The sequence below is a fragment of the Streptomyces sp. NPDC033178 genome (assembly GCF_055577685.1).
This window is the reverse complement of sequence record NZ_JBVIPT010000008.1, coordinates 148,948-175,319: the sequence shown is the minus strand read 5'-3', so window position 1 is coordinate 175,319 and position 26,372 is coordinate 148,948. Positions and strand designations below refer to the sequence as shown.

The following is a 26,372-nucleotide window of genomic DNA, read 5'->3' as shown; positions in this document are numbered from 1 at the left end:
CGAACCCGCACCCTCAAGCAACAGAAAGCTCAACGGCGCCGATGCACAAGGCGCCCCGCGCAAACAGTCGCCACGCACGCCCCGTCCTCGTCGAAGACCGCGAGGTCGGCCCGGCCCCCGGCCACGATCGCCGCGGGGCGGACCCGGGACAGGACGGCCACGTCATTGCGCCCGGCCGCCGCCCTCAGCTCGGCCGTGTCGGCGTACTCCTCCAGAACCGCCACCGCCCCCCGCTTCAGCACGGAGTGCAGCCGTTCGCGCGGTGTCGGGGCGTCCGGGAGCGGGCCCTCGTGGATCAGGGCGGGCCCGAGCACTCCGGGCCATCGCCGGACGCGGGCGCCCGGGAACCGCTCGCGGATCTCCGCGAACGTCCCTACGGCCCCCACCCGGTCCCGTTCCACGACGACCGCGCCGTCCTTGATCGGCTCTCCGCCGTCCCAGACGACGCGTACCTCGTCAGCAGTGTGGATCGTCTCCAACTGGTCCTCGTAAGGGCTCAGTTGGAGGCGAGGAGCTTCAGCTCCGGGTGGGCCGTGCCGCCCTCGATCGCCGTCGAGGAGATGTGGGACTGGACCCGCTCGTCGACCGGGTCGTTCGCCGGGTCGTCGTGGACGACGAGGTGCTCGTACGTCGTGGCCCGCTGGGCCGGGACACGGCCGGCCTTGCGGATCAGGTCGATGATCTCCATGCGGTTGGAGCGGTGCTTGGCGCCGGCGGACGACACCACGTTCTCCTCCAGCATGATCGAGCCGAGGTCGTCGGCGCCGTAGTGCAGGGAGAGCTGGCCGACCTCCTTGCCCGTGGTCAGCCAGGAGCCCTGGATGTGGGCGATGTTGTCCATGAAGAGCCGCGCGATGGCGATCATGCGCAGGTACTCGAAGAGCGTGGCCTGCGTGCGGCCCTTGAGGTGGTTGTTCTCGGGCTGGTACGTGTACGGGATGAAGGCCCGGAAGCCGCCCGTCCGGTCCTGCACGTCACGGATCATCCGCAGGTGCTCGATGCGCTCCGCGTTGGTCTCGCCGGTGCCCATGAGCATCGTCGACGTGGACTCGACGCCCAGGTTGTGCGCGGCCTCCATGATCTCCAGCCAGCGCTCGCCGCTCTCCTTCAGGGGGGCGATGGCCTTGCGGGGCCGGGCGGGCAGCAGCTCGGCCCCGGCGCCGGCGAAGGAGTCGAGCCCGGCGGCGTGAATGCGCTGGATCGCCTCCTCGGCGGAGACCTTGGAGATACGGGCCATGTGCTCGACCTCGCTCGCCCCCAGGCTGTGGATGACGAGCTGCGGATAGGCGGCCCTGATCGCGGCGAAGTGCTTCTCGTAGTACTCGACGCCGAAGTCCGGGTGGTGCCCGCCCTGGAACATGATCTGCGTCCCGCCGAGCTCGACGGTCTCCGCGCAGCGGCGCAGGATGTCGTCCAGGTCGCGCGTCCAGCCCTTGGCGGTGTCCTTCGGCGGCGCGTAGAAGGCGCAGAACTTGCACGCCGTGACGCAGACGTTCGTGTAGTTGATGTTGCGCTCGATGATGTACGTCGCGATGTGCTCCGTACCGGCGTACCGACGACGGCGTACGGCGTCGGCGGCGGCGCCCAGCGCGTGCAGCGGGGCGTCGCGGTAGAGGTCGAGCGCCTCTTCCGGGGTGATCCGCCCACCCTCGGCGGCACGGTCGAGGACGGACTGAAGGTCGGCCTTCTCGGTCACCGGAGCGGTCCCTTTCATAGGGGTGTGGACGGACTGATCCAGCGTACGCCAGGCAATGTGATCACCCGACGCCAGGCAACCTGATCACCCGACGTCAGGCCGCGTACGCCCCGATCAGCAGGCCCACGAAGGCGCCCGCGATCAGGAAGGGCCCGAACGGCATGGAGGTCTTGCGCCCGGCCCTGCGGACGACGACGAGGCCCAGCCCGTACAGCCCGCCGAACAGGAACCCGGCGAAGGTGCCGAGCAGCAGGGCTCCCCAGCCGTACCAGCCGAGGACGGCGCCGAGACCGAGTGCGAGCTTCACGTCGCCGAAGCCCATGCCGTTGGGGTTGATGAGGAAGAGGACGAAGTAGCCGCCGCCGAGGGCGAGGGCTCCGTACAGGGCGGTCAGCCAGTCCCCGGCGTTCTCGGGGGCGGCGGCCGCCCCCGCGAGCAGCACCAGGGCGGCTCCCGCGAGCGACAGCGTCAGCACGTCCGGCAGCCGCTGCACGGTGAAGTCCACGACGGCGAGGAGCACACCGAGGGGCGCGAGCAACAGCCAGACGCCCAGCTCGGGCCGGGTACCGGTCGCCGCGGCCAGCGCCGCACAGACGAGCGCGGTCGCGAGGACGACGAGGGGGGTGCTGGGCCCGTACGTCCGCCGCCCTGCGCACTCCTGGCAACGGGCCGGGCCGACCCAGCCGCCGACGAGGTGCCCTTCGGGACATCGCGTCTGCCACGGCTCGTCGGGGGTGACGGAGAAGCGGTGGGCGGCGCGGGGGATGAGCAGCCCGGCGGCACCGCCCCAGAGGGCGGCGCCGACGATCATCAGCAACAGGTCCACTGGGCGCTCCCCGCTACCACTGTGGGCAGGCGTTCCGCAGGGCGGAACGGGTGGGCACAGCCACCGGGTCCGGGCGCCCTGCCAACCAACCCCAACTCATCCGACGGCAGCAACACCACTCCGCCAAGCAGGAAGCAACTCGTCCAGCAGGGCCTCGGTCCTGGGCGGCAGCCCACGCGCCCCACTCCGCGCCACCAGATCCGCAGCGAGCCTCTTGAGGCGATCACTGTCACCGGTGGCATGCGTGGCCCGAAGCAACTCGTTCCACAGCCGCTCATCCCCAGGCGCGGAGCCCAGCGCCGCGTTCAGTGCCTCGATCGCCTTCTCCGCCCGGTCCTTCTCCAGGTGGAACGCGGACAGGGCGAGCCCGATGTCCGCGACGAGCAGGGGCAGTTGGGCGTCGATGATCTCGTGGGTCAGCCACCCGTACCGCCCCGCGGGCCGCTCGGCCAGCAACGGCCCCCGCACCAGCACCAGCGCGTCGGTCAGCAGACGCCCGCGCACGGCACGGCTGTTGGCGCCCCGCCCCTGCGTGGCCTCGTGGTACAGCGACCGCAGCACGTCCAGGTCGGACACGACGGACTTGGCGAGCTTGAGCCGCCCGGTCGAGTCGGTGCCGAGCCGCGGCGTACCGTCCGGGTCGTTGCCGAGCCAGGCGCGCAGCCGCTCGACGAGCGCGTCCCGCACGTCGTCGGTGACCCCGCGCGGCCACAGCGCGGAGGACAGCACCCGCGGATGCACACCCTCGCGGTGCAGAAGGAGCAGCGCCAACGCCTCGTGCAGCAGCGGGCTGCGCTCACCGTCCGGCGTTTCGAGGCCGATGATCTCGTACGGGCCGACGAGCCGCGCGTACACCGCGGGACGCCCCTGCTCGCTGATGTCGACGAGGAACGGCGGGGTGGTGGTGGGGCGGTCGTCGTCGCGCTCGGGGTCGGCGTCGGTGAACAGCTCGACGACGGCCCGCTGTTGGGACACCGGCAGGAGCTGCGCGTCGAGTTCGAGTCCGAGGAGCGGCGCGAGGAGCTTGCCCTCGCTGGTGATCTCCATCTCCCAGGCGGCGCCGGGCAGATCGCCCGACTGCGTACCCACGAGGTACCCGATACCCAACCGGCTTGCGTCGGCGGCCAGTTCGGCGAGCGTGACGGCGTCCTCGGCGGACGGTTCGGCGGCGAGCAGCACGAGGTGCGGGGCCCAACGGGTGTGCTGGGCAGGGCCCGTACGCCCGGTCAGCACCGAGTCGTGCCCCGCGGCACCCAGCGCACCGCGCCGCTGCCGCGTCTCCGCCTCCATGGTCTCCACGAGCGCCTCGATGTCGTCGAGGTGGCGGAGCCGGTTGGGCGCGAGGGGAGTGAGGTCCTCGCCGAAGCCGACGAGCGTGATCGTCATGCGGTCGGACCAGCCGTTGGTGGCCAACTCGGCGGCCACGGAGGCGAACACGCCCGCCCGGTCCTGCTCGCGGCCGCTCAGCGAGACGATGCCGGGCACGGCCTCCAGGTTGAGGAGGAGCCGAGAGTCGTCCATCGTGCCGAGGCTGACGAGGCCGGGGTAGGGGGCGGCCGTGTCGACGTCCTCGTACCGCTCGGCGTCCGCCCTCGCGAGCATCCAGAACGTCTGGTCCTGTCCGAGCTGCCAGGGCGCCGGCGGCTTCCCGGCGGGCTGGGCGAGCTGGAGGTGCAGGTCGCCGTTGCCGCTCATCCAGGCCGCGTAGACGGTCGGCAGCGGGCGGGACTCGCCCGCGAGCGACGCGGCGAGCCCGCGCAGGGAGAGGTCGAGAAGGCGTACGCCCTCGGGGTCGGCCCCCACCAGCAGCGCGTCCTGCGCGTCGGCGGCGGCGCCGGTGGGCGTCGGCGGTTCCATGCCGCGCCGTCCGCCGACGGCACCGAGGGCGGACTGCCACAGGGCCTGACGGCGGCGCCGGCCGAGTGCGCCGAGGAGTCCGGCGGCGAGGAGGGGCGCGCCGAGCAGTGCCTGCGGCAGCCCGAACCCGCCGTCTTCCCCGGCGGCGGGTGCGGCATGCTCCTGCCCCTGCTGCCCCTGCCGCCCGTCCCCACCCTGCTGGTGTCCCTGGTCGGGGGCGGGCCGCTGCTCGGGAAGGCTGATGTGGGCGGTGTCGCGGTCGAGGGACCCGGAGCCGCCGCCCTGCCGGCCGCCGGCGCCCTCGGCACCGCCGGTCCGGGCGTAGTCGGAGATCTGCTGCTGCACTTCCTCCGAGACCTTCGGGGCCTCGTCGGGCATCTCCACCAGCTCGCCGCCGCGGGCGTCGCCGGGCATCTCCATGATCCAGCCCGGCCGGATGAGGCTGGCCTCGGAGAGCTTCGAACCGTCGGGCTGCGTACGGTCCTTGTTGAGCTGGTAGATCTCCTTGTACCGCCGCCCGTCGCCGAGGTGGCGCTCGGCGACCTCCCAGAGGGAGTCGTGGTGACGGCCCTCGGGGGGCTGGATCCGGTAGAACTTCGTGTCGTCGTCGGAGGCGTGGGCGCCGGTCCCGCTCTCGGCGTGCGCGGCGGCGGAGGCCGCCTGCTCGGCCAGGGCGGCGGCCGTCGAGGCCGCCTGCTCCTGCTGCTGGCCCAGCAGCCCGCCCGGCGTCTGCTGCGCGGCCGCGGCGACCGGCCGCTGGTTCCCGTCCAGCTGCTGCCCGAGCTGCGACAGCCCCGGCGTGAAGCTCGCCGCGGTCGCGCCGACGAGCAGCAGGGCCGCGACGAGCTGCCGCGCGAGCAGCTGGCTCGGGCCGGCGCCGGGCACGCGGTTCGGCAGCCCGACACCCGACAGGGCGGCCTTCACCTCGACGAGCACGCACGCGGTGAACTGGGCCCAGGCGAACCAGACGACGACGGTCAGCGTGTTGACGAACGTATCGACGCTGATCTCTTTCTGGAGCCAGTCCAGACTCGGCGAACCGCTCGGCAGCGGCCACCCGATCTGCGAGGCCAGCGCCCCGGGCACCCCGATGAGCAGCACGAGCAGGGCCACGAAGGCGAGAAACGCCTTCAGAAAGTCCCCGACCGTACGGCGCCGCCGAGGCAAGGGCTGCGGCGTCCGATTCCTCGGACCCGGCGAGCTTCCCGTCGAGTTGGAAGTGGTACGTCGCGCCATGGCGGGTGTCCTGGTGTCGTGTGTGGAGGGAGGGAGAGCGGGGGTGTGCTGAGCCTACTTAGATCCTATTGAGGGTGTCGAAGGGCGGGGAGAGAAGCAGTCCTTGAGCCCGACCGATTCCTCACCGCCCGCCCCCTATGCCCGCGATTTCCATTCGGGCGTCCGCCGTTCCACGCCTCGACTCCAAGCACTTCGCAACTGTCACGTCACAGATCTCACGATCCCCACACAATCCCCCACCACCGCCCCGAGGCCCTCTACGTGCCCCTGGTAGCTTCGTTCTCTGTTGCACACATGCCTTATACAGGGGGAGTACACCCGTGGCCCGCCGCACCGTGACCACCGCTGCCGCGCTCGCCGCCACCGCGGCGCTTCTGCTGACCGCTTGTGGTGGGGGCGACGACTCGTCGTCGGACGACATCAAGGGGGCGGACAAGGGGTCGAGCAGTCCGTCGGTTTCAGCGTCCGCGGCTTCGAAGGCAAACCGGCCCGTCATCGAGCTGCCGAAGAGCTTCCAGGCGGACTTCGAGGGCTGGACGGACAGCGATCCCGAACTCCAGGCCGCTCTGAACGACGGCAAGGAACGGCTTCGGGCTTCGTACGCCGCCATCATCGACGGCGACCCGGAGGCCGCCTCCATGTCCTTCTACAGCGGGCAGGGGGCGATGAGCACCGGCTCCGCGTGGGTCAAGGGCTACAAGGGCCTGACGATCGTCGGCGAAGTCAAGGCCTACGCCCCCGAGATCACCTACATCGGCAAGACGAAGAAGCGCGCCACGCTCTTCTACTGCGTCGACGAGAGCAAGGGCTTCAGCAAGGACCTCAAGACCGGCGAGAAGGCCGGCACTCCCAAGGGTGAGTCCCCGAAGGTGCAGTACCGGACGAGCCTGGGGAGAGAGGCGAACGGCGTCTGGAAGACCCAGACCGTCGAGACGAAGCCGGGAGGGTGCTGATGATGCGCACGGCTCGGTACGTCCTCGTGGGTTTGGTCGTCCCGCTGGCACTGACAACCGCACTGGCGCCGTCACCTGCACTCGCCCTCGGCGAACCGGGACACGAAGGCGAGTCGTCCGGCGGCGCGGGCGGAAAGGACATCTACGCCTCCGCCACCCACTCACAGATCCGGATCTCGTACCCCAAGGGCGGGGACGGCGGCGGGAAGAAGGGCAATCTCGGGGCGGTCGACCCGAACTGGAAGCCCCCGGCCTGCTGGTACGAGCCCGTCTTCACCCCCGAGAGCCTTGAGCGCTTCGTGGACGAGTCGGACGGCGTCGGAGACGTCGGTATCCACCAGTCGTGGATCGGCAAGGGGCTCTGGACCGACCACTACAAGGACGGCAAGCCGGAAGACAACATGGACGACAACTGGACGTCCGCCCCCGGCTACGAGAACTACAACAAGGGTAAGGACGGCTACTTCTGGCGCAGCGTCGCGCCCGACGACTCCGACCCGGATTCCTGGGACTGCGGCCTCATCATGTTCTGGCAGGACGCCGGCCAGATCCCCGACGTGCCCAACGCGCCGACTGCCAAGACCCTGGCCGAGTACGCCTACGACAAGATCGAGGTCCCCGACACGGAGATCGAGCTGCGGCCGGAGGCCAAGTCCACGGTCAACCTGCCCACTTGGGTGTGGCTGGACAAGGGCACGTTCCAAGACGTCCAGGTCCGTGCCGAACTCCCCAACACGGGCATCTGGGCGGAGACCACCGCGAAGCCGGTGAGTCTTCATCTCGAACCCGGTACGGCGGACGCCGAGACCTACCCCGCCTCCGGTGAGTGCGAGATCAACGACGACGGCTCCATCGGCACCCCGTACAAGAAGGGCGACGCCGAGCAGACGCCTCCCTGCGGGATCACGTACCTGCGTGCCACCAGCGGAGAGCCGTACGCGCTCAAGGCCTCCGTCACCTGGCAGATCTCCTGGGAGGGCAACGGCGGTGCGGGCGGTGACCTGCCCGACGGCACCTTCGAGACCACCCAGGACATGAACGTCCAGGAGATCCAGTCGATCAACCGCTGACGCGCGGCCACCACTTCGCGGCAGTCGTTCCCTTCGCGGCAGGCGTTCCCCTGCTCCGAGTCCCGCAACTTCTCCGGCACCCACAACAGAAGAAGAGACGCGCACACCATGGCATCCCCCCACTCGGCACGCGCCGTACGCACGACCGGTATCGCTCTGCTGATGCTCGGTCTGACCTCCACCGTCGCTCTCACCGGGTGCGGCGGCACCACGGACGAGGGCGACGGGAAGGCCGGCACGAAGGACCCGGCCTCCACCGCCCCCAAGGGCGCCGTGACCCGCGAGCAGGCCGCGAAGATCGTCGACAACTACGCGGCTGTCAACGGCAAGGCGAACAAGACGCGGAACGCCAAGCTGCTGGCGACGGTCGAAGGCGGCCAGGTCCACGAGCAGAGCAAAGCCGACTACAAGACCTTCGGCACCTGGACGAAGGCGGACCAGAGCGACTACGAGAAGCCCTTCACCTACCAGGACCGTACGTACTACCTCCCCGCGGGTGAGGACTGGTTCGCCGTCAAGGCCACCGCCAGTGGATCGAAGACCCCCGCCCTCCTGGTCTTCGACAAGGAGGGCGGGGCCTGGAAGCTGACGTCGGCGGTCTACTCCGAGGCACCGATCCCGGCGATCGACACGGGCAACCACGGTCTCGCCACCGCCGTGGCGCCCTCCACCCGTGTCGGAGCCCTGGCGCCGAACGACGTGAGCGCGGCCTTCGAGGACCTGTACGAGACCGGTGGGAAGAAGGCCGGCGCCGGGATCTCCCACACCACGGACCCGGCCAAGGACGCCCTCAAGCTCTACAAGGAGCGCGACACATTCGATCTGGCCAAGTGGGCGACCAAGAAGTACTTCGCCAAGGACCCGGCGTACGGGACGACCTACGCGCTGCGGCTGGCCGACGGCGGGGTGCTCGCGGTCGTCCCGACCGCCCACACCCAGGAGACGCTCCTCAAGCAGCAGTACATGGGCAGCTTCGAGATCAACCCGAACAAGCAGGAGTCCGTCTACAACCCCGCCAAGCGCGCCCTCGTCACCGACACCTTCCAGGGCATGACGCTCGCCACCCTGCCGAAGTCGGGCAAGCCCTCGGTGATCGCGTACGAGTACCGGATGACGGACTCGAAGTAGACGACGAGACCGGCGGCGGTCTCCCCGCACCGCCGCCGAAGCCGATCTCGTACGGCATCTTCGACGCGGGTACGGGTACCTTCGTTTCGGTAGACATCACGAGGCACGGACACCACAGGGGGAACGCACATGGGCAAGCCCGACCTCGCGCTGCCGCTCAGTGAGCTGGAGGACTACGGCACCCGGCTGCGTGACATCAAGTCGCGGATGAACCACACCAAGAAGCTCTTCGAGTCCTACAAGGACGACATCGGTGACGGCGGCGTCTACGACAAGCTGGAGGACTTCGAGTCCAACTGGGAGGACGGCCGCGAGGACATCAACCAGCAGCTCGACGCGCTGGCCCAGATGTCCGAGGCGATCGTCCGGGAGTTCAAGAAGCTGGACGACGACCTGGCGAAGCAGGTCTCCGAGGGCGTGAAGTCCGACGGCAAGGGCGGCGAGGGCGGCAAGTAGGCCGCCCCGCAGGGGGCGTTGTCAGCCGACCTCGTTGTCAGCCGACCTCGTTCTCCGCCACCGCCCGTCCCCGGACCGTCACATCCCCGCCGTAGAACATCCCCGTGAAGACCGGCGAGTACGTGAGCTGGACCTCCACCTCGACCTCGTCGGCGTTGGCGGCAACGCAGTGGGTGGCGGCGATGTCCGCGCCGTTCATGCCCATCTCCTGGGCGAAGGCCTTGACCCGGGCGCCGCAGTTCTCGAAGAGGATGGGGGCGGGGCCGCCCTCGTTCTCGTACAGGGCCTCGCGGTCGATGTCCTGGGCCGCGTACCGGGCGGCCTGTTCGGCGATGTCGGCGGCGCGTTCCCGCTTGGAGATCGACAGGCCGCCGTCGATGACGAAGGCCGAGAGGGACAGGAACACCAGGGCGAAGATGATGACCGCTCCGGCGCCGGAGCCCCGGTCGTCGAGCCGTGTGCGGCGGGCGGAGACCCAGTCGCGTACGGCGGGAGGGATGTTCACGCGGCCCTCCGCAGCGGGTCGATCGGCGAACTGAAGCTCGCGGTCAGCGTCGTGGGGACGTCGAGGCCGAGCATCGCCAGGCCCCGCACCTCACAGCTCACCTCGACCGTGAAGATGCTGTCGGGCTCGAACCCCGCGCTGGTCTGGTTGACGGTCACGGGGCCCGAGCAGACGTCGCCGAGGTCCGCGGCGGCCGCCTTGCGTGCCTCGGACATGGCGATGGCGTGGTTCTTCTGGATCGAGCCGGCCCGGGCCGCGTCCCGCGCGGCGCCGTCGATCGCACCGCGCCCGTCCACCAGCTGCCCGAAGGCCACGAGGACCAGGATGAAGAGGATCATCACCGGGGCCAGGATGACCACTTCGATGGTGGACAGCCCCCGGTCGCGGGCACCCGCGGCGGCCGCGGCGGCGACACGAGCCCGCCGCCGTACAAAGCCCCGTACGGAGTCTCGTGCAAAGCCCCCACCGGAGTCCCCCACGAAAGCCCGTGCCGCCGAGCGCACTCGGGCAGGAAGCGCACGCATCAGTTGCCCTCCTCCTGCACGAACCGCTCCACCGGTCCCGAGGACTGCGCGTGCACCGTCATGTCCAGCCCCGGAAACACCGACGGCACCTTCGCCGTGATCTCCACACCCACCGTGTTCTGCTCCGGCTGGAGCATCTCCACGTTCGGGGAGAGCACCAACTGCGGCCCCAGCTGCGCGATGTAGCTGTCGACGACGTCCCGTGCCTCGCCCCGCCACGCGCCCGGCTGTTCGTCGGCCGTCGCGCGGGCCTTGCGGGCGCCGGCCTGGGCCGCCGCCTGGGCCACGTGGTCGGCGAAGAAGTACAGCGCGAACTGCACGGTGGCGAAGATCATGAAGAAGAGCACGGGCGTGAGCAGCACGAACTCGATCGCGGTCATGCCGGAGTCGCCGCGGGCGGAGGCGGCCTCCACCCGGCGGCGTACCCAGCGTCGTACGCTCACCAGTTACCCCGTATGAGAGATATGAGAGATATGAGAGGGGCGAGAGTCGGAAGGCGGAATCAGCAGGTGCTGCCCGCGTCCGCGCCCTTGATGCAGTCGCCGACCTTGTTGGCGCCGTCGCTCAGCGCGGCGTTGATGATCGCGGCGACCACGCCGACGATCGCCACGACGACCGCCGAGATGATGACCCACTCCACCGCGGACGCACCACGGTCGAGCTCGCCGGAGCGGGCGCGCTGCACCCGGCCCTGGAGGAAGGTGATCAGGAAGTCCACCCCCGGGATCCCGGTGCTGAAGTTCCGTCCGTTCATGGTGAGTTGTCCTCTCAAGACAGTTCTCGAGTCATTTCAGAGCAGTTCGGGGATGCAGTTGGTGCAGTTGTCGGTACCGGAGTCAGACCTGTCAGACCTGGAACACACGCATCGCCGCCGGGAAGATCAGGAAGACGAGGAAGCCCGCGCAGAGCAGCAGCTGCGCGACGAGCATCGACTGCGACTTCTCGCCCGCGCTGCCCTCGATCTCGGCGAGTTCGCGGTGCCGCATCGTCTCGGCGCGGGAGGCGAGCGACTCGCGCACCTTCGCGCCGTCGTCCGCGACCAGCGCCAACGACGCCGACAGGTCCTTGAGTTCCTCGACCCCCAGGTCCTCGCCCAGCGAGCCGAGCGCCTGCCACTGGCTGATGCCGGTGATCCGGGCGTCCGCGAGCGCATTACGGATGCGCTGCGTGGCCCAGCCGTCGGAGACCTCGGCGGCGGCCATCAGGGCCTCCGGGAGACCCCGGCCGCCCGCCAGGCTCATCGACACGAGGTCCAGATACGCGCCGATCACGCGGCGCAGGTCACGCCGCTTCTCCGCCGCGTCCCTGCGTACTTCCAGGTCCGGCAGGAAGAAGAAGAGGGTCGCGAACATCAGCGCGAGCCAGACCGGGATGACGGGGCTGCTGCCGAAGCCGAGCGTCCAGACCACGGCGAACATGAACGGGCCGAAGAACAGCCCGGCGGCCGCCAGCAGCACCTTCGTCGCGAGGAAGTTCTCCCAACTCCGGTCCAGCACGGCCAGGTCGGCCCGCAGCGACCGCAGTTCCCAGCCCTGCTGCATGTAGAACTCGGAGACGCGCGCGCCGACTCCGGTCCGTACGCCGCCGAGCCGCCCCTTGTCGGAGGTGGTGCGGTGCGAGGACTCGTACGCAGCTCCCCGCGCCCGCATGGCGTCGATGCGCGCGACCTGCGAGACCGCGCTGCGCTTGGACGGCATCAGGGCGCGTACGAGGGCGTAGATGCCCAGGCCCAGGACGGCGCCGACCACGACGGGCATGGTCAGGGACGAGTTCATCGGCGTACCCCCTCCTCCGGCAACGACTGGGGCTGGGACGGCGTCGGCGACGACGTACGGGGCCGGACGAACTGGACGGACGACTCGTCCCGTACCAGGAAGCGTTCCGGCGTCTCGATGGTCGACAGCTTGCGCAGCCATACGAAGCCGAGCGCGAACAGGCCGCAGACACAGGCGAGTACGAGCTGGCCGACCGCCGTGCCGTACGGCTCGACGAATTCGCGGTTGAAGATCGACAGCCCGAGGACGAAGGCGACCGACACCGCGACGACGATCTGTACGGAGCGACGGGTCGAAGCGCGCTGCGCCATGACCCTCTGCCTCATGTCGACCTCTTCGCGCGCCGACTTGGCCAGCGCGCCCAGGACCTGCCGCAGACCCGGGCCGCGCAGCCGCGCGTTGAGGATCAGGGCGGCCACGATGATGTCGGCGGACGCGTCGTCGATCTCGTCGGCGAGCTGCTGCAGGGCTTCCGGCAGCGGCGTACGGGAGCGGAGGCGGTCGACGAGGGCGTCGAGGTGCGGGCGCAGGACCGGTGCCGCGGCACGTGCGGAGGCGGGGATGGCCTGCTCCAGGCCGACCGCGCCCGCGATGGTGTCGCGCAGCGACTCGGTCCAGGAGGCGAGGGCCTCCACGCGGCGCATGGCGGACTTCTCCTCGGAGGCGCCGCCGAAGAGCTTGTCCCAGAAGAAGACGAGGATGGCGGTGGCGATTCCGGCGACGGCCCACCGCGTGAGCAGCAGCACGACGATTCCGGCGCCGGCCGCGATCGAACCGCGCTGCCCGGCGAACCGTACGAGCTCGGAGGCCCGTTCGCTCGCCTTCTGCTTCTCGTGCTCGGGCTTGGCGGGCAGTCCGCGGACCGCGACGGCGAACAGCGCGAGACCGCCGCCGACGGCGATGCCGCAGCCGAGCGCGTACAGGACCGTGGTGGAGAACAGCCCGCCCATGGAGCCGAGTCCGTCGAGGTTCATGGTCAGCTCACCCCCAGTTCCCGCCGCCGGGCAGGCGATAGCCGTGCTGGATCAGGTCTTCGAGACAGGCGAGGGGCGCGTGCGGCACGATCCGGCCGTCCGCCGCCTCGGCGAACACCTCGCTGGACAGGACGCGTCCGTCGACGCCGTTGACCTCGCGGATGGAGGTGACCATGCGCTGGAGTCGGCCGCCCGTCTGGTAGTTGTTGCGCCGCTGGACGAAGACGACGAAGTTCACCGCGCCCGCGACGAGCATCTGGCTGGCCTCGATGGGCAGCCGCTCGGTGGCCTGGAGCGCGTACGTGGAAATACGGTTGAAGACCTCGCTGGAGCTGTTGGCGTGGATCGTGGACAGCGAGCCGTCGTTGCCCTGCGACATCGCGTTCAGCATGGTCACGATCTCGTCGCCGAGGACCTCACCGACGATGACGCGCGAGGGGTTCATACGCAGCGACCGCCGGACCAGCTCCGCCATCGAAATGGTGCCCTGGCCCTCGGAGTTGGGCAGCCGCTCCTCGAACGCCACGACGTTCGGGTGCAGATCGGCGAACTGGTCGAGGCCGAGCTCCAGGGCTCGCTCGACGGTGATGAGGCGCTCGTGCGGCGGGATCTCGTTCGCCAGGGCCCTCAGGAGGGTGGTCTTACCGGCGTTCGTCGCGCCCGCGATCATGATGTTCTTGCGCGCCCGGACGGCACAGGCGAGGAAGTGCCCGATGTCGGGGGTGAGCGTGCCGTTGCCCACGAGGTCGGACATGAAGACCTTGCCCATGCGCGCACGACGGATGGAGAGCGCCGGGCGCCGGGTCACGTCCATGACGGCGGAGAGCCGGGACCCGTCCGGCAGCCGCAGGTCGAGCTGCGGGTTCGCGGAGTCGAAGGGCCGGGAGGAGAGACCGGAGTAGGCGCCGAGGATCTGGATCAGCTCGATGAGCTCCTCGTCGGTCTCGGCGACGGGATCGCCTTTCTCCTCCCGCCCGTCCGAGTAGCCGACGAAGACCTGGTCGTACCCGTTGATGTCGATGTTCTCGACCTCGGGGTTGTCCAGCAGTGGCTGCAGGCGCCCCACTCCGAAGAGCGCGGCGTGCACGGCGGCCGCGTACTGCTCCTCGGTCTCCGCGTCCAGCGGCGTACGCCCGGAGTTGATCTCCGTACGGGCGTACTCCTCCAGTATCTGGGCTATCACCGCGCGGGCGTAGTGCCGCTCGTCCTCGTTGGACATCGGCGTGACGCCGGAGACCTGGTCGAGACGGCGCTGCTCGGCGATACGGTCGCCGGCCTCCTGCCGGAACCGCTTGACCAGCTGGTGGTCGACGGCGGTCATCGCCCGCCCCCCGCTGCCCTACGCGTGTACGTCCCCGCCGTCATCGGCCGGCTCCGGCGGTGGCCTGACCGTTCGAACCGCCGGCCGCCGGTACGGCCCAGGCCGCGCCGAACTGCTGGTAGAGATCCGAGGTCACCTTGCGCGCCGAGCGGATGAGCAGCGACTTGTCGAGCCGGCCACGCTTGCGGCCGGCCAACTGGTCGGCCCCGGCCGGGTCTTCGGCGATCGTGCCGACGACGCGGGCGCCGGTCTGCGCGGCCACCAGCATGTCGTTGACCTGGTGGACGAGCTTGCCGGACTCGCCCGGGTCGGTGATGAGGACGACCCCGATGAGGGGCGTGCCCAGGGCGGCCGCGCCCCGTGCTCCGCCGTGCAGCTTGGCGCCGAGGGCGGCGGCCCGGTCGCGTACGCGCGCGATGGCCTCCGGCTCGGTGCGGGAGATGAGGAGTACGAGGGCCGCCTGCGAGAACATCTCGACGGCCGGGGTGTCCCCGCTGATCCGCCCGCAGTCCGCGATGACGTCGGCGGGCGCGTGCGGGGAGTCGGCGAGCTGCGCGAAGGCCCGGCCGAGCGTGGGCCACAGCCCCGCGAGCCCGGCGGCCTGCTCGGCGTTCCCGAGCCCGACGAGCACTTCGAGCCCACCGCTCAACGGCTGTACGTGGTCCCAGAGTTGGTCCGGTACGAGGCCACGGCGGGCGGTGGCGGCGATGGACAGCATGCCGGTGTTCGGGTTCAGCGGCCCGCCGTGCGCGGCGGCACTGCGGTACACGAGGTCGCCGCCGGCCGGGTCGGTCTCGGCGAGCAGCACCCTGCGGGGCCAGACGGCGGCTAGGGCGACGGCCGCCGTGGTGACGCCGGGGGAACCTTTGTCGGCGGCTAGGGCGATGAGGGCCATGGTGTGTGTGACTCTCTTCGCCGCTAGTTGCCGGGGACCTTGACGAGGGCGACCTGGTTCGCCGCGGCGGCGCGGGCCAGCGCGGCGGCATCGCTCTCGTCGACGGTCACCGTGTAACGCTTGTTGGTGCTGCTGATGGTGGCGTCACTCTTGGTCGAGGGCACGGTGTTGACACGCGCGTCGGAGACGATCGGAGTGCTGCCGCTGCCCGCGGCACCGGTACCCGTCTCGTCGTCCGAGTTCGAGGAGCTGGTGTTGCCGACCTGGTAGGCGGCCACGAGGTCACCCGGCTCGATGCCCTCGGGGTACTGCCCCTCCTTGAGGGAGAGACCGACGATGGCCTTGCCGGCCGGGAGGGCGCTCTCGGTGCCGAACATCTCGCCGATGACGAGGGTGCCCCCGTAGATCGTGGACTTGGCCTTGAGCTTCTTCAGGGTGTCGACCTGGGTCCACTTGATGTAGTTGACCCCGGAGTCGCCCGCGACCAGCACCGACTCCACGTTGTCGCCGACGGACTGACCGGCCTGGATGTCGCTGGTCACCTTCACGACCTCGATGCGGTCGCCGGCGCGCAGCACCAGCATCGTCGCCCCGAGCGCACCCACGAGGATCAGCAGGACCGCGAGCGCGGCCAACGCCGGTTTGCGCTCGCGAGGCGGCGAGGGAAGGCGCTCCCCCATCGTCGGCTGAACCGGCGCAGCGGAACGGTTGTTGCCCGCCCCCGTACGCTCCTGGATCTTCACGCAACCGCTCCCCGTACACCCAAGAAGGTTTCGTCATTCAGGACACTTGGAACACTTCGGCCGCACCGGGCGTACCGCCCGACCTGGTCGAATAGCCACGGCCGGACTGAGTGTCAAGTCATCGCACCGTATCAGCAGCGCATAAGCCCCTCAAGGCGCGCCCATGGCCTCGAATCTCACACGCCCCGACGTTATCCACGCGCAACGCGGGGCGTTCGGTTCCCGGTTGAGGAAGGGCCTGCATACGGGGCTGCCGCTGTGCACCAGCGAATCATCCGGCCCTGCTCCGACGGGCGTTCGTCACGCTCCGTCCATCAGGTCTGCACTACTCGCTCACGGGGGCGGGGCGGGGGTGGGGCCGGGGCCACGGCTTCCAAGGCCAAAGAGGTCAGCCCGGCGGAGCGCCTGGCGAAGCTCGTGATCACGAAGGCCGACGTGGACGACCACGAGGACGGCTACGAGGTCGAGAAGCCCTCCGACGAGTTCGTCTTCGCCAAGTCCGCGGACGAGGTAACCCTGGACAAGAAGATGTGCGCCCCGCTGGCGTACGCGATGAACCAACTCCCGCTCGGCGAACCGCAGGCGGACCTCACGCGGGTCGCCTCGAAGGACGGCCTCAACGGCGGCTACACCTACGTCACGCTCACCGCCTACGAGGACGGCGGGGCGGAGTCGGCCATGGCCGGCCTCTCCAAGGCGGTGGCCTCCTGCGGCGACGGCTTCACCGCCAAGTCGAAGAGCGGCACCAGCCCGTACGACTCGGTCACCGCGGGAACCGACCACCAAGGCGGGCGACGAGCCCCTCGCCTTCAAGTCCACGATGACGGTCCTGGACACCACACACACGCTCCACTCGGCCGCCGTACGCCGCGACGACGTCATCGCCGTCTATTTCTCGGTGGACGGCAGGGCGATCGCGGAGTCGCGACCGAGCGATGTGAAGCTCGCGACCGGGGTGGTCGGGGCGCAGAACGCGAAGCTGGGTTGAGGCCTGTCTATGACTCGCCGACTCGCCCGTACGAGTGAGTCATAGACATATGCCAAACCGCCCCTGACCTGTGGCCACTACCGTCCGCCACATGGTCAGCTCATCCCACGAGGCGATGCACCGCATCTTCCAGGAGGACCCCGGCGCTTTCGCGCGGACCTTTCGGGCCCTCGACCTCCCGTTCCCGGACCCGGTCGCGGTGTCCCTCATGCCCACCGACCTCACCGAGATTAAACCGCTGGAGCGACGGGTCGACACCCTCCTGAGACTGGACACCGCCTCCGGTGAGAGCCACCTCCTGGTCGTCGAGGCCCAAGGCAAGAGGGATCCGGACAAGCCCGCCAGCTGGGCCTATTATATCGCCCACCTCTACGCGAAGTACCGCATCCCGCCCGTCCTGCTCATCACCTGCCAGGACAAGGCGACCGCCACATGGGCCGCCGAGCCGGTCACCATCGGCCCTCGACAGTGGCGCACCCTCACTCTCCGCCCCCTCGTCCTGGGCCCGCACAACGTCCCGGCCATCACCGACCCGTCCACCGCGGCCCGCGACATCCCCCTCGCCACGCTCTCCGCCATCACTCATGGCAAGGACGACAACGCCACTGCCATACTGAAAGCCCTGGCCGCCGCCCTGAAGACCATCGACGAAGAGACCGCGCGTATCTTCGCCGAACTCACCGAACTCGGCCTCGGCACCATGCCGTCCGCCAAGATCTGGAGGCACCTGATGTCCGTCGACCTCTCCTTCTTCCGTTCGGAGACGTCCCAGCGCCTGCGTGCGGAAGGCCGCGTCGAGGACATCCTGGTGATCCTGGACGAGCGCGGCATCGAGGTCCCGGACGACGTACGCGCCCGGATCACGGACTGCATCGATCTGGAAGTCCTTCGGACCTGGCTCAGGCGCTCGCTCACGGTCACGACCGCCGGGGACTTGTTCACGATCACTGACACGTCGGACTGACCGGCACCGCTGAAGCAGGCCCCAGCATCGCGGACTGCTAGATCCCCGCCCGCAGTTCACGTTCGAGGAGAGACAGACAGCCGGCCAGGTCCGGAGCGGCGATCTCGCACGGGATCGGCCCTTCTGTGTAGACATCCCCTTCGACTCGGGAAGGGGGCAGGCGGTACACGGTCGAGCCGTCGGTGGTGCTCAGGGCGAACAGGGCCCCTCCGCCGTCGGACCCGAAAACCACGACGGAGTCCTCGCGTGAGCCGACGATCCGCGTCGGCAGGTCCCCGCGCAACCCGGCCACCGTCTGGGCTTCCGGGTGGACGAAGAACCCCGAGCCCACGTCCGGAAGGCTGACCCGCTCCACGTATCGGTAGAACGTGACCAGATCCTCGGGCACGCCACCGACGCCCGTGATTTCCTCGGATCCAGAAGTCGAGGCACGAACCACGTAGTTCTCGTCCGGCGGGTAGCCGAACTTGGACGTGAACTGCTCCATGAAGGTCGAAGCGAGCGCGTCCATACGCCCGGCCCATTCGCCGATCCACTCACCAGTAATAGTCACGGAATCCCTCATCGATCGTCCGGGCGAAACTCTCGATCTCGGCCCGCGACGCGTTCGGGTTCGCGGTCCGGAAGTCTGCCCAGTGGTTGGTTATGTCCTGATGGTGATTGGTTGCACGTCCCCCCGACCTGCTACCAAGAATTCCCCGCATGTTCGACGGGTGGTCGAAGTCGAAGTCTGCGAAATCGGGGTGCCCACGATACTCCTGGGGTATCGCGTGATGCGCGTCCCAGTCAGCGGGCAGTCGCTGTCGGCCATCGCGGTGCAGCGCTGCCTGGAACCGTCCCCGGTAATTCTCCAGCCGAATGGTCGGGAACTCCGGATCCATCCCCTCTGGAACACAATCGTCCGGAGCCAGGCCCAACGGGTCGGAGGTCTGCTGGGGTGTGGCCACATACCCGTGATGGTTCGGTGCCGCTTCAAGACCGAGCGGGTCCGGCGATATGTAGCGGGCTGTCTCGGGGTCGTAATGCCGGTGGTAGTTGTAGTAGTGGCCGGTCTCAGGATCGGCGTACTGGCCGGGGAACCGCAGTGGGCAGTCGACGGCGCCGGGCTCCGCAGGGGCCGGGTCGCCCCGGACGCCGGAGCCCCAGACCGTGGCGAGCCGCCGCCAGGCGACGTCACCGTCCTCGTCGACGAGTTCGGTGGGAGCACCCACGAGGTCCGCGACGATGGCGTAGAAGCGGGTGTCGGTGTCGCCGTCCTCGACCGTCTGGGCGATCGGTCGGTGGCTCCCCGGCGTGTAGTCCCAGGTCTGGACCCGGCCAGTGTCGTCGACCTGTTCGGCGAGCCGGGTGCCGTCCCAGTTGAACCTGATCTCCTGGAGCGTTTCGCCGCCCTCGGCCACGCGCCGCTTGGCGATTCTGCGGCCGATGGGGTCGTAGAGGTAACTCCACCGGTGTCCGTCCGGCGTGACCGTCCCGATCAGCCGGTCTTCGGTGTTCCAGGTGTATGTCCACGTGCGCGACTGGCCGTTGAGCAGACGGCGCGTCTTGCGGACGAGTCGGCCCTGAGCGTCGTGCTCGTAGACGGTGCGTCCGGCGCGCCGGACGAGCGTGCCGGTGAACTCCCGGGCCCCTTCCGCCGCACCGTCGCCCGGTGTCTCGGCGTGGGTGACGTTCCCTGCTCCGTCGTAGGCGTATCGCTCGGTCCAGTCATGGGCGACGACGGCGGTGATGCGTCCGTCGGGCTCGGAGTCGAAGCGTCGCGCTCCGGCCGACCGGTCGGTGATCCCGGCCAGGCGTCCGTCCACCTCGTACGTGAAGACGCGTTCCTGAAGGAGCTCCGTCACACTGTCCGGGTGTGCCTCGACGGTCTGGCCGATGAGCCGATCGACCGAGTCCCATGTCTGGGTGAGGGCGAACGCGTCACCAAGGCGCCTGCCGGTCTCACGGCCGAGGACGTCGTGGCTGAAGGTGAGCGTCCGCCCCGCCGTCTCCAGGGACACCGGCAGGTCGGCGTCGTCGTAGGACCACGTGGAAACGTGCCCGCTCGGCGTTGTCCGGGACACGCGTCGGCTGATCGCGTCGTACGCGTACGCCGTGCTGCGTCCGTTCACGCTCTCCGCGACGATGCGGCCCAACGCATCCCGGTCGACACGGAGTTCGGCATCCTCGTCGGCCGAATGGACGACCGAGTGAATCAGCCGGCCGACAGCGTCGTACGCGTACGTCGTCGTCTCGTCGGCGGTCTCCAGGGACGTGGTCCGTCCCATGGCGTCGCGGGTGAACCGGACGGTCTCGCTGCCCGCGTTGGTTCGTGAGGTGAGGTTCCCCGCGGCATCGTGGGAGTACGTGATCGACCGGCCGTTGAAGTCGGTCTCGGACACGAGACGGCCGGCCCCGTCGTACGCGTAGGACCAGGAGAGCCCCTGTGGGTTGGTGACCCGGCTCAGACGCCTCTCGGTGTCGTACGTGAAGGAGTACGCCCTTCCGTCGAGCCCGGTCCGTGCACGCGGCAGGTCGAAAGGGCCGGTCGCGAAGCGGGTGGCACGCCCCGCGACATCCGTGTGGTCCACGAGGTTTCCCTCGCCGTCCCACGTCCACCGCTCACGTCGGCCGTCGTGTGTCGTGCGCCAGAGCAGCTTGCCCTCGGCGGACCATCCCATGCGGATCGCACGGCCCAGGACGTCCTCTACCGTCCTGGGCCGCCCGAACGCGTCCCGCTCGATGCGGGCGGAGTTGCCGAGCGGGTCAGCGGCGGCGACCACCAGGCCCGCCGAGTCGGTTACGAAACGCCGAGTGCGGCCCAGCGGGTCGACGACCTCGGAGGGGTGGCCCTGGTCGTCGTAGGTGTAACTGGTCGTGAATCCGGCGGGGTTGGTCGTGGCGATCCGATTGCCCCGCGTGTCGTAGTCGTGCCGCCAGATCGCCCCGTCGGCGTCGACGACCACGGTCGGCTGGTGCCACTCGTTGTACTCGGCGGTTTCGATCGTGCCGTCGGGGTGGTGGATCGCGGTCGGATTGCCCACGTCGTCGTAGGCGAAACGCGTGACGTTCTCCAGCGGATCCGTGCTGGCGAGAAGGCGGTTGTGCCTGTCCCATTCGCTGCGGGTGGTGTTGCCGAGCTGGTCGGTGACGACCGTGCGCTGGAGGAGTTCGTTGTAGGAGTGTGTGGTCGTGTGCCCGAGCGAGTTGGTGTAACGCGTTTCCCGGCGCTCGGTGTCGTACTCGATGGTGCAGTCGAGGATGCCGTCGATGCCCTCGCCGCGTACGCAACGGTCCTGGCCGTCGTAGGTGAAGCGGTACCAGGAGTTGTTGCGGTCGGTCCAGGACGTGATGCGCGCGTGGTCGTCATACGTCAGCCGGAGGGGCAGGCCGGAGGAGTTGTGAATCTCGGTCAGATCGCCGTCGCTGTACGCGTAGCGCAGCAGGGTGGTGCCGTCCGGGCCGTCCTCCGGGTTGCGCAGCCGCAGACGGGAGATCCGGTCGTTCTCGACGTCGACGTCGACGTGATAGCCACCGGTGTGCCGAACGGCCACGGGCGTGCCGTCATCGGCCCGGTCGAACTCGATGCGGTGGCCGTTGCGGTCGGATATCGCGGCCAGCGGCAGGGTGAACGCCTCATCCATGGGCGCGGATCTGCCGACCGGGGCGAAGTGCCGAACGTGGCCCGTCTGCGGATCGGTGATGCGGATGGGGGCGCCGGGCGCCCCGTCCCAGTCCAGCGGCCACCGAGGCCCCTCGACAGGCAGCACCGAAGTGCCGGGCGACGGCACGGGATAGACCAGGATCATGCCGTCTTCGGTGGCGAACAGCGCTCCCTCGGCATCGAGTTCCAGGCGCTCGTCGAGCGTGGAGGCCCAGGACGGGCCGAACCAGCGGCCCCACCGGTACGTCGACAGATGCGTACGACGCAGAACCAGCGGGAGCAGCCCGGGCAGCACCACATCGGTCTGCTCCATGAGCATCTCGCCGGAGACCATGTCGATCGGGTCGCCACCCTTGCAACGCCCCTTCGTGGGCTTGCTCTTGGCGAGCGCGTCATCACCTCCGCGGCGCAGCCCTTTCCCGAGGCCTTTCGCCATACCTTTCAGGCCTAGCTTGCCGAGCCCTTTGAGCCCCTTGGCGAGGCCGCCGAGAGTCGTCAGGCCTTTCATCCCGGGTATACAGTCCAGCGCGGCAAAGGCCACATCCAACAGGGATGCCTGGCCCTTCATATATTTGTTGAGGGTGTCGGCCAGGACCACGAGGGCGGCGATGAGGACGATCGCGCCGAGGATCGGCCCGCCAATAATCAGGGCGATGACACCGAGGACGGCCACGACGACCTTGCAGACGGCGACGATGGTGTCCCAGTTGTCGGTGAACCAGTCCCCGACCTCCTGGTACCACTTACGGTTCTGAATGCCCGCGTCGGAGGCTTCGTCCAGCTTCCGCTTGGCGTCGCCGGCCGCGTCCTCGCGCATCTTCCGCGCGTCCCCGGCCATCTTCTTCGCCGCATCGAGCGCGTTCTGCGCGGTGGTGACGTCGGACTGGGCGGAGGTGTGGGCGTCCTTGGCGCTCTGGGCGTCGCGGGTGGCGGCGCGGACCTTGGACTCGTCCGGCTTGGGGACGTCCTTGCCCGCCGACCCCGGGTCGTCCTTGTACTTGTCCGCCTCCTTGTTCGCCCGGGTGACCCACGAATCGGCCGAGGAGAGACGGGACTTGGCGGAGGAGAGGTCCGCCTGCGCCTCCCGCCCCTGGGCCAGCGCCTTGTCGGCGAGAGCCTGGGCGCGTTCGAGTTCGGGCCAGTACGCGGCCAGCGCGTCCCCCGCCAGGTCGTACGACTTCTTCAGCTTCTTGAGATTCTTCGGGACACCGGAGAACTCGTCCCGGAACACATCGGCGGTCTTGCCCACCATCGTCAGGACGGCATCCTCGTCCGCCATCCCCTTCACCAGGCGCAGGGCGTCCTGCACGTCATCCGCGAAGTCGTGCAGGCTCTTCGCCAACGACTTCACCCGGACCGGATCCCCCGGCGTCGGATCCTTCTCCAGATCCAGCACATGCCAGTCCGTCGGCCGATACCCCGCCACGCCGCAACCCCCGTCACGCCAACCCCGTCAACCACACATACGCACAAGTGAAGTTACTGGGTACGGGCGTTCGATGAAAAGGTCACGATGGCGGCGGGGCTACCTCACGGTCACGACGGCCCTCCGCCGCCGTGGTCCGCCGGCTACTCCGCGAAGCGGAACGTCGACGTGATCGCGTCGAAGATGTCGAAGAACGAGTCGGCGAGGTCGAGCACCTGGCTGCTGCCCGCGACGAGGGCGACCTTGCCCTCCTGCCCCGGGACGGGGATGAACGTTTGCATGAGCACGGCGCGAATGGTGCGCTTGAGGGCGTCGTCGGGTACGGGGATGTCCTCGATGCCGTACGTCCGCGCGGCCGTGCCGACGCCCGGGATGTCGACCGTCGTGACCTTCCGCCACGCGTCGCCCTCCTTCTTGGCCTCGCGCACGGCGAGCTGGCTCGCGATGACCTGCGGGTCGGTGGAGAGGGGCTCGCCGGCCTGCGTACGCCCGCCGACGAGCGAGACGGTGATCGAGCCGGTGATGGGGGTGTCGCCGCCGAAACTCTCGGCCATGCAGCCGCAGTACAGCGCGCCCGACTTCCAGGCGTCCGCCGCGGCCTTCCGGAGGAATGCGGTGTACGTGTCCTGGTACTTGGCCAACTCAGGCTGCTGCCGCACCCGTTCGGCCACCATCCGCCGGATCGAGTCGTCCCGCGACTCGGGCCGCACGTCGAACTCCCACCACGACTCCGGAACCTTGATCAGGAAGCCGCCGCGCTCGATCGTGAGCGTCTCCATGTAGCGGGCCATGTGGTTGGTCTCCCCCGGTTCCGAAACAAACTGCAGTACTGATGTGCGCGTAAGCCTACGAGGCGGCGTACGCGAGGTCCCAGCGGCTCATTCGTACACTCCCCCAGGCGCCCATCGCCACGGCGGCGAGGACGAGGGCGGCGATGAATCCTCCGTACGAGTCGGACTCGGCGTCGGTCACCGGGCCGGCGACGCCTTCGGGGTCGTACCGGACGCGCAGGATGTCGCCCTTCGAGGCCGAGCGGCAGCCATCGCCCTCGGAGAGCGTCGGCGAGATCCTTGTGCCGTCCGCCCGCCGCCGCAGGGTGCACTGGTCGGTTTTGGCGTCCTCTATGTCCACGACCGTGGCCGTGGTCCACCGTCCGCGCTCGGCGAGCGCCGACTGCTGCCCGGCCTCCCCCGCCACGACACCCAGAGCTACGCCCGCGACCACCGGAACGATGAGCTGCCACGCCATCTTCCGCTGGGCACGCGGAACGCGTCGCAGCCCGAGCATCGGCACGAGCACCGTTGCCAGCGGCAGCAGGAACCACGCCGTCAGTACGGCCGCTCCACCGACCCATGATTTCAACGGCACCACGGGTGCGAGCCAGCCGAGCCCGGCGGATCCCAGGGCACAGGCGAGGCTGAAGGCGAGCCAGCGGGCGGTCTCTTTCGACATCCGGGCAGCCTAGGCCCGGCTTTCCGGGGCGCTCGTCACAACCAAATCACCGAACCCGGCCCATACGGGAATCAGCGGGACACATTCGCTCTGGCGAAACCGTTGGCCCCACGGATACCGTCACTGCTCTTGACTGAACCTATATCTCACGGGGAGTCCACTGTGAAGCGCCGCACTTTGCCCGTTGCTGCCGCGTTGGCCGCGACCGCAGCCCTACTGCTGACGGCTTGCGGCGGCGGGGACGACAAGTCGGACGACAGCGACAAGATCGCAGGTGCCGACCAGGCGTCCAAGGAATCGGCTTCGCCGAGCGCGGAAGCATCGGATGCCGTCGAGCGCCCCGAGGTCACGCTTCCCAGGGACGTCAATAACGTCTTCGAGAGCTGGAAGACGGGCGACGCGGTAAAGGACGCGGTACTCGCGGACGTCACCCGGCGGATCAACGCCACGGACGCGTCCATCACGGCAGGCGAGCCGGACTCCGAGGCGATCAAGTTCTACTACGAGGGTGACGCCCTCATCGATGCTGTCGAGTGGGTCCAGGGTTACAAGAAGGACGGCAAGTCGATCACAGGGACGACGCGTTACTTCAACCCCGAGATCAAGATCGCGGACAAGGACACGGCCGCTGTTGCCTACTGCTCCGACGAGAGCAAGGCGTACGACAAGGACCGGAAGACGGACAAGGCCGACAAGACAACCGTCACCAAGAACTCGTACGTCACCTACAGCACGCGCGTTCAGAAGAACGATCAGGGCGTCTGGCAGACCACGAGTCTGCTCTCGGAGAGGGGGAACGCGAAGTGCGCTCCGTGACGTTGCGGGGCGGATGGTTCGTGACGGGAGTGACGGCCACCGCGTTGGTACTGACTCCCGGCACCGCATTCGCCGACAAGGGCGGTAACAACGCGCAGGGCAGCGGCAAGGCCCAGACCAGTGGCGGCCAGGGCGGCGGCGCCATCGACTCCCTCGTCACCTTCAGCGGCAGTACAGGCGGCGGGGGCAAGGCAAAAACGGGCAACGTACAGCCAGTTGGCGACTGGGACCCGCCGGCCTGCTGGTACGAGCCCCGTACGGCCGACCAGTTCGGCAAGTACGTCGAGGACACGTACAACGAGACGGTCAACTATCCGGGCCAGCACAGCTATGCCAAGACGGCTGTGGGCCAGTTCAGGGACAAGTACAAGGACGGCGAGTACAAGGACTACAACAAGGATGTGGCGGACGAGGGCAACTGGTGGGTCGCCGTCCGTGACGAGGACCGCTGGATGGAGCCGGAGGCGCAGGTCTGCGACGAGCAGCCGTTCTGGGTCGAGAACGGTGACGACCCGGGCGTCCCCAACGCGGTCACCCCGCAAATCCTCGCCGAACTCGCGTACAACCGCCTTCAGCTCCCGGAAACCGAGGTCACGCTCGCTCCCGAGGCGAATACCAAAGTGAACCTTCCTACATGGGCCTGGCTGGACGAAGCCACGTTCAAGGAGGTCGACGTCACCGCCGAACTCAACGCGGGCGGCCTCAACATCCAGGCCACGACCACCGCCAAGCCGGTGTCTCTCAAACTGGAGCCGGGCACGACGGATGCCGAGACCTACCCCGCCTCCGGCGAGTGCGTGATCAACGACGACGGCTCGATCGGCGAGCCGTACGCCAAGGGCAAGTCCGACGAGACACCGCCGTGCGGCATCAGGTACCTGCGCTCGTCGGGCGACGGAACATTCAAGCTCCAGGCCACCGTCACCTGGGAGATCAGCTGGACGGGAACCGGCGGCGCGGGCGGCGACCTCCCCGACGGCACCTTTGGCGCCGACCAGGAGATCACCGTCCAGGAGATCCAGTCGGTCAACCGCTGACGACAGCGACGCAGAAGACTGCGGCCGGGGGCGTACCAAGACGCTTGGTACGCCCCCGCCATCGATCTGGTCGGAACTAGGATCGCC

The 26,372-nt window shown here is 69.1% G+C and carries 25 protein-coding genes; 8 read left to right on the top strand and 17 right to left on the bottom strand.

The window, feature by feature from the left end; all coding sequences use genetic code 11:
* Nucleotides 1-29: 29 nt before the first annotated feature.
* The 4 genes from ACZ5VQ_RS21430 to ACZ5VQ_RS21415 form a co-directional block, all read right to left on the bottom strand.
* Nucleotides 30-479 carry an imidazolonepropionase-like domain-containing protein gene (locus ACZ5VQ_RS21430; protein ID WP_469106281.1) on the bottom strand — a complete coding sequence of 150 codons (450 nt, stop codon included), beginning with the start codon at nucleotides 477-479 and terminating at the stop codon, nucleotides 30-32.
* A gap of 17 nt (nucleotides 480-496) precedes the next feature.
* On the bottom strand, nucleotides 497-1,696 hold the full coding sequence (gene mqnC, locus ACZ5VQ_RS21425; protein ID WP_469106280.1) for a cyclic dehypoxanthinyl futalosine synthase: 1,200 nt from the start codon (nucleotides 1,694-1,696) through the stop codon (nucleotides 497-499).
* Between the two features lie 94 nt (nucleotides 1,697-1,790).
* Nucleotides 1,791-2,507: a prepilin peptidase gene (locus tag ACZ5VQ_RS21420; RefSeq protein ID WP_469106433.1), complete on the bottom strand. Its 717-nt coding sequence runs from the start codon at nucleotides 2,505-2,507 to the stop codon at nucleotides 1,791-1,793.
* A 111-nt stretch (nucleotides 2,508-2,618) separates the two neighbouring features.
* Nucleotides 2,619-5,615, bottom strand: a complete 2,997-nt coding sequence (locus ACZ5VQ_RS21415) for a BTAD domain-containing putative transcriptional regulator (RefSeq protein ID WP_469106279.1) — start codon at nucleotides 5,613-5,615, stop codon at nucleotides 2,619-2,621.
* 320 nt (nucleotides 5,616-5,935) lie between these two features.
* On the opposite strand from ACZ5VQ_RS21415, the gene ACZ5VQ_RS21410 reads away from it, so the two are divergent.
* The 4 genes from ACZ5VQ_RS21410 to ACZ5VQ_RS21395 all read left to right on the top strand — a co-directional run bounded on the left by ACZ5VQ_RS21410 (nucleotide 5,936) and on the right by ACZ5VQ_RS21395 (nucleotide 9,222).
* Complete coding sequence (locus tag ACZ5VQ_RS21410) at nucleotides 5,936-6,568, top strand: hypothetical protein (RefSeq protein ID WP_469106278.1); 633 nt, start codon at nucleotides 5,936-5,938, stop codon at nucleotides 6,566-6,568.
* Nucleotides 6,568-7,638, top strand: a complete 1,071-nt coding sequence (locus ACZ5VQ_RS21405; RefSeq protein ID WP_469106277.1) for a hypothetical protein — start codon at nucleotides 6,568-6,570, stop codon at nucleotides 7,636-7,638. The genes ACZ5VQ_RS21410 and ACZ5VQ_RS21405 overlap by 1 nt, the downstream gene beginning before the upstream one ends.
* Before the next feature lie 108 nt (nucleotides 7,639-7,746).
* Nucleotides 7,747-8,766, top strand: a complete 1,020-nt coding sequence (locus ACZ5VQ_RS21400) for a DUF8094 domain-containing protein (protein ID WP_469106276.1) — start codon at nucleotides 7,747-7,749, stop codon at nucleotides 8,764-8,766.
* A 129-nt stretch (nucleotides 8,767-8,895) separates the two neighbouring features.
* Nucleotides 8,896-9,222 carry a hypothetical protein gene (locus tag ACZ5VQ_RS21395; protein WP_469106275.1) on the top strand — a complete coding sequence of 109 codons (327 nt, stop codon included), beginning with the start codon at nucleotides 8,896-8,898 and terminating at the stop codon, nucleotides 9,220-9,222.
* A 37-nt stretch (nucleotides 9,223-9,259) separates the two neighbouring features.
* On the opposite strand, the gene ACZ5VQ_RS21390 is transcribed toward ACZ5VQ_RS21395, so the two are convergent.
* From ACZ5VQ_RS21390 to ACZ5VQ_RS21350, 9 genes are all read right to left on the bottom strand, one after another.
* Complete coding sequence (locus ACZ5VQ_RS21390; RefSeq protein ID WP_469106274.1) at nucleotides 9,260-9,727, bottom strand: TadE/TadG family type IV pilus assembly protein; 468 nt, start codon at nucleotides 9,725-9,727, stop codon at nucleotides 9,260-9,262.
* Nucleotides 9,724-10,251 carry a TadE/TadG family type IV pilus assembly protein gene (locus ACZ5VQ_RS21385; protein WP_469106273.1) on the bottom strand — a complete coding sequence of 176 codons (528 nt, stop codon included), beginning with the start codon at nucleotides 10,249-10,251 and terminating at the stop codon, nucleotides 9,724-9,726. Before ACZ5VQ_RS21385 ends, ACZ5VQ_RS21390 begins: the two co-directional genes overlap by 4 nt.
* Nucleotides 10,251-10,631, bottom strand: a complete 381-nt coding sequence (locus ACZ5VQ_RS21380) for a TadE family protein (RefSeq protein ID WP_260695784.1) — start codon at nucleotides 10,629-10,631, stop codon at nucleotides 10,251-10,253. The genes ACZ5VQ_RS21385 and ACZ5VQ_RS21380 overlap by 1 nt, the downstream gene beginning before the upstream one ends.
* Nucleotides 10,632-10,753: 122 nt before the next feature.
* Nucleotides 10,754-11,005: a hypothetical protein gene (locus tag ACZ5VQ_RS21375; RefSeq protein WP_055610899.1), complete on the bottom strand. Its 252-nt coding sequence runs from the start codon at nucleotides 11,003-11,005 to the stop codon at nucleotides 10,754-10,756.
* A gap of 91 nt (nucleotides 11,006-11,096) precedes the next feature.
* Entirely contained in the window at nucleotides 11,097-12,026 is a 930-nt protein-coding gene (locus ACZ5VQ_RS21370; protein WP_469106272.1) for a type II secretion system F family protein, read from the bottom strand.
* Nucleotides 12,023-12,976, bottom strand: a complete 954-nt coding sequence (locus tag ACZ5VQ_RS21365) for a type II secretion system F family protein (RefSeq protein ID WP_469106432.1) — start codon at nucleotides 12,974-12,976, stop codon at nucleotides 12,023-12,025. Before ACZ5VQ_RS21365 ends, ACZ5VQ_RS21370 begins: the two co-directional genes overlap by 4 nt.
* A 31-nt stretch (nucleotides 12,977-13,007) precedes the next feature.
* Nucleotides 13,008-14,321 (bottom strand): CpaF family protein, encoded by a 1,314-nt coding sequence (locus tag ACZ5VQ_RS21360; protein WP_143643498.1) that lies wholly within the window; start codon nucleotides 14,319-14,321, stop codon nucleotides 13,008-13,010.
* A 40-nt stretch (nucleotides 14,322-14,361) separates the two neighbouring features.
* Nucleotides 14,362-15,216: a hypothetical protein gene (locus ACZ5VQ_RS21355; protein ID WP_469106271.1), complete on the bottom strand. Its 855-nt coding sequence runs from the start codon at nucleotides 15,214-15,216 to the stop codon at nucleotides 14,362-14,364.
* Between the two features lie 23 nt (nucleotides 15,217-15,239).
* Nucleotides 15,240-15,959, bottom strand: coding sequence for a hypothetical protein (locus ACZ5VQ_RS21350; protein ID WP_454349565.1), 720 nt, complete (start codon nucleotides 15,957-15,959; stop codon nucleotides 15,240-15,242).
* 417 nt (nucleotides 15,960-16,376) lie between these two features.
* On the opposite strand from ACZ5VQ_RS21350, the gene ACZ5VQ_RS21345 reads away from it, so the two are divergent.
* Together ACZ5VQ_RS21345 and ACZ5VQ_RS21340 are read left to right on the top strand one after the other, a co-directional pair.
* A complete protein-coding gene (locus tag ACZ5VQ_RS21345) occupies nucleotides 16,377-16,985 on the top strand; it encodes a hypothetical protein (protein WP_469106270.1) in 609 nt (202 codons plus the stop codon).
* Nucleotides 16,986-17,038: 53 nt separating this feature from the next.
* Nucleotides 17,039-17,911 (top strand): hypothetical protein, encoded by an 873-nt coding sequence (locus ACZ5VQ_RS21340; protein WP_469106269.1) that lies wholly within the window; start codon nucleotides 17,039-17,041, stop codon nucleotides 17,909-17,911.
* A gap of 37 nt (nucleotides 17,912-17,948) precedes the next feature.
* Here the strand turns inward: ACZ5VQ_RS21340 and ACZ5VQ_RS21335 are convergent, their stop codons facing one another.
* From ACZ5VQ_RS21335 to ACZ5VQ_RS21320, 4 genes are all read right to left on the bottom strand, one after another.
* Nucleotides 17,949-18,476, bottom strand: coding sequence for a hypothetical protein (locus ACZ5VQ_RS21335; protein ID WP_469106268.1), 528 nt, complete (start codon nucleotides 18,474-18,476; stop codon nucleotides 17,949-17,951).
* Nucleotides 18,448-22,980 carry a DUF6531 domain-containing protein gene (locus ACZ5VQ_RS21330; RefSeq protein WP_469106267.1) on the bottom strand — a complete coding sequence of 1,511 codons (4,533 nt, stop codon included), beginning with the start codon at nucleotides 22,978-22,980 and terminating at the stop codon, nucleotides 18,448-18,450. The genes ACZ5VQ_RS21335 and ACZ5VQ_RS21330 overlap by 29 nt, the downstream gene beginning before the upstream one ends.
* A gap of 143 nt (nucleotides 22,981-23,123) precedes the next feature.
* Nucleotides 23,124-23,771, bottom strand: a complete 648-nt coding sequence (locus ACZ5VQ_RS21325) for a hypothetical protein (protein ID WP_306939383.1) — start codon at nucleotides 23,769-23,771, stop codon at nucleotides 23,124-23,126.
* A gap of 55 nt (nucleotides 23,772-23,826) precedes the next feature.
* The gene (locus ACZ5VQ_RS21320; protein ID WP_469106266.1) at nucleotides 23,827-24,432 is read right to left on the bottom strand and encodes a hypothetical protein; all 606 of its coding nucleotides are present in this window, start codon (nucleotides 24,430-24,432) and stop codon (nucleotides 23,827-23,829) included.
* A gap of 162 nt (nucleotides 24,433-24,594) precedes the next feature.
* Here ACZ5VQ_RS21320 and ACZ5VQ_RS21315 point away from each other — a divergent pair, with 162 nt between their 5' ends.
* Both ACZ5VQ_RS21315 and ACZ5VQ_RS21310 read left to right on the top strand, forming a co-directional pair.
* Nucleotides 24,595-25,248: a hypothetical protein gene (locus ACZ5VQ_RS21315; protein WP_362073812.1), complete on the top strand. Its 654-nt coding sequence runs from the start codon at nucleotides 24,595-24,597 to the stop codon at nucleotides 25,246-25,248.
* Between the two features lie 20 nt (nucleotides 25,249-25,268).
* On the top strand, nucleotides 25,269-26,285 hold the full coding sequence (locus ACZ5VQ_RS21310) for a hypothetical protein (protein WP_469106265.1): 1,017 nt from the start codon (nucleotides 25,269-25,271) through the stop codon (nucleotides 26,283-26,285).
* Nucleotides 26,286-26,372: the final 87 nt, after the last annotated feature.

Coding starts and splice junctions, on each gene's coding strand:
- ACZ5VQ_RS21420 (WP_469106433.1), bottom strand. CDS start 2,507: ATGATCGTCGGCGCCGCCCTCTGGGGCGGTGCCGCCGGGCTGCTCATC.
- ACZ5VQ_RS21415 (WP_469106279.1), bottom strand. CDS start 5,615: ATGGCGCGACGTACCACTTCCAACTCGACGGGAAGCTCGCCGGGTCCG.
- ACZ5VQ_RS21405 (WP_469106277.1), top strand. CDS start 6,568: ATGATGCGCACGGCTCGGTACGTCCTCGTGGGTTTGGTCGTCCCGCTG.
- ACZ5VQ_RS21400 (WP_469106276.1), top strand. CDS start 7,747: ATGGCATCCCCCCACTCGGCACGCGCCGTACGCACGACCGGTATCGCT.
- ACZ5VQ_RS21395 (WP_469106275.1), top strand. CDS start 8,896: ATGGGCAAGCCCGACCTCGCGCTGCCGCTCAGTGAGCTGGAGGACTAC.
- ACZ5VQ_RS21385 (WP_469106273.1), bottom strand. CDS start 10,251: ATGCGTGCGCTTCCTGCCCGAGTGCGCTCGGCGGCACGGGCTTTCGTG.
- ACZ5VQ_RS21380 (WP_260695784.1), bottom strand. CDS start 10,631: ATGACCGCGATCGAGTTCGTGCTGCTCACGCCCGTGCTCTTCTTCATG.
- ACZ5VQ_RS21375 (WP_055610899.1), bottom strand. CDS start 11,005: ATGAACGGACGGAACTTCAGCACCGGGATCCCGGGGGTGGACTTCCTG.
- ACZ5VQ_RS21370 (WP_469106272.1), bottom strand. CDS start 12,026: ATGAACTCGTCCCTGACCATGCCCGTCGTGGTCGGCGCCGTCCTGGGC.
- ACZ5VQ_RS21365 (WP_469106432.1), bottom strand. CDS start 12,976: ATGGGCGGGCTGTTCTCCACCACGGTCCTGTACGCGCTCGGCTGCGGC.
- ACZ5VQ_RS21360 (WP_143643498.1), bottom strand. CDS start 14,321: ATGACCGCCGTCGACCACCAGCTGGTCAAGCGGTTCCGGCAGGAGGCC.
- ACZ5VQ_RS21355 (WP_469106271.1), bottom strand. CDS start 15,216: ATGGCCCTCATCGCCCTAGCCGCCGACAAAGGTTCCCCCGGCGTCACC.
- ACZ5VQ_RS21340 (WP_469106269.1), top strand. CDS start 17,039: ATGGTCAGCTCATCCCACGAGGCGATGCACCGCATCTTCCAGGAGGAC.
- ACZ5VQ_RS21335 (WP_469106268.1), bottom strand. CDS start 18,476: ATGAGGGATTCCGTGACTATTACTGGTGAGTGGATCGGCGAATGGGCC.
- ACZ5VQ_RS21325 (WP_306939383.1), bottom strand. CDS start 23,771: ATGGCCCGCTACATGGAGACGCTCACGATCGAGCGCGGCGGCTTCCTG.
- ACZ5VQ_RS21320 (WP_469106266.1), bottom strand. CDS start 24,432: ATGTCGAAAGAGACCGCCCGCTGGCTCGCCTTCAGCCTCGCCTGTGCC.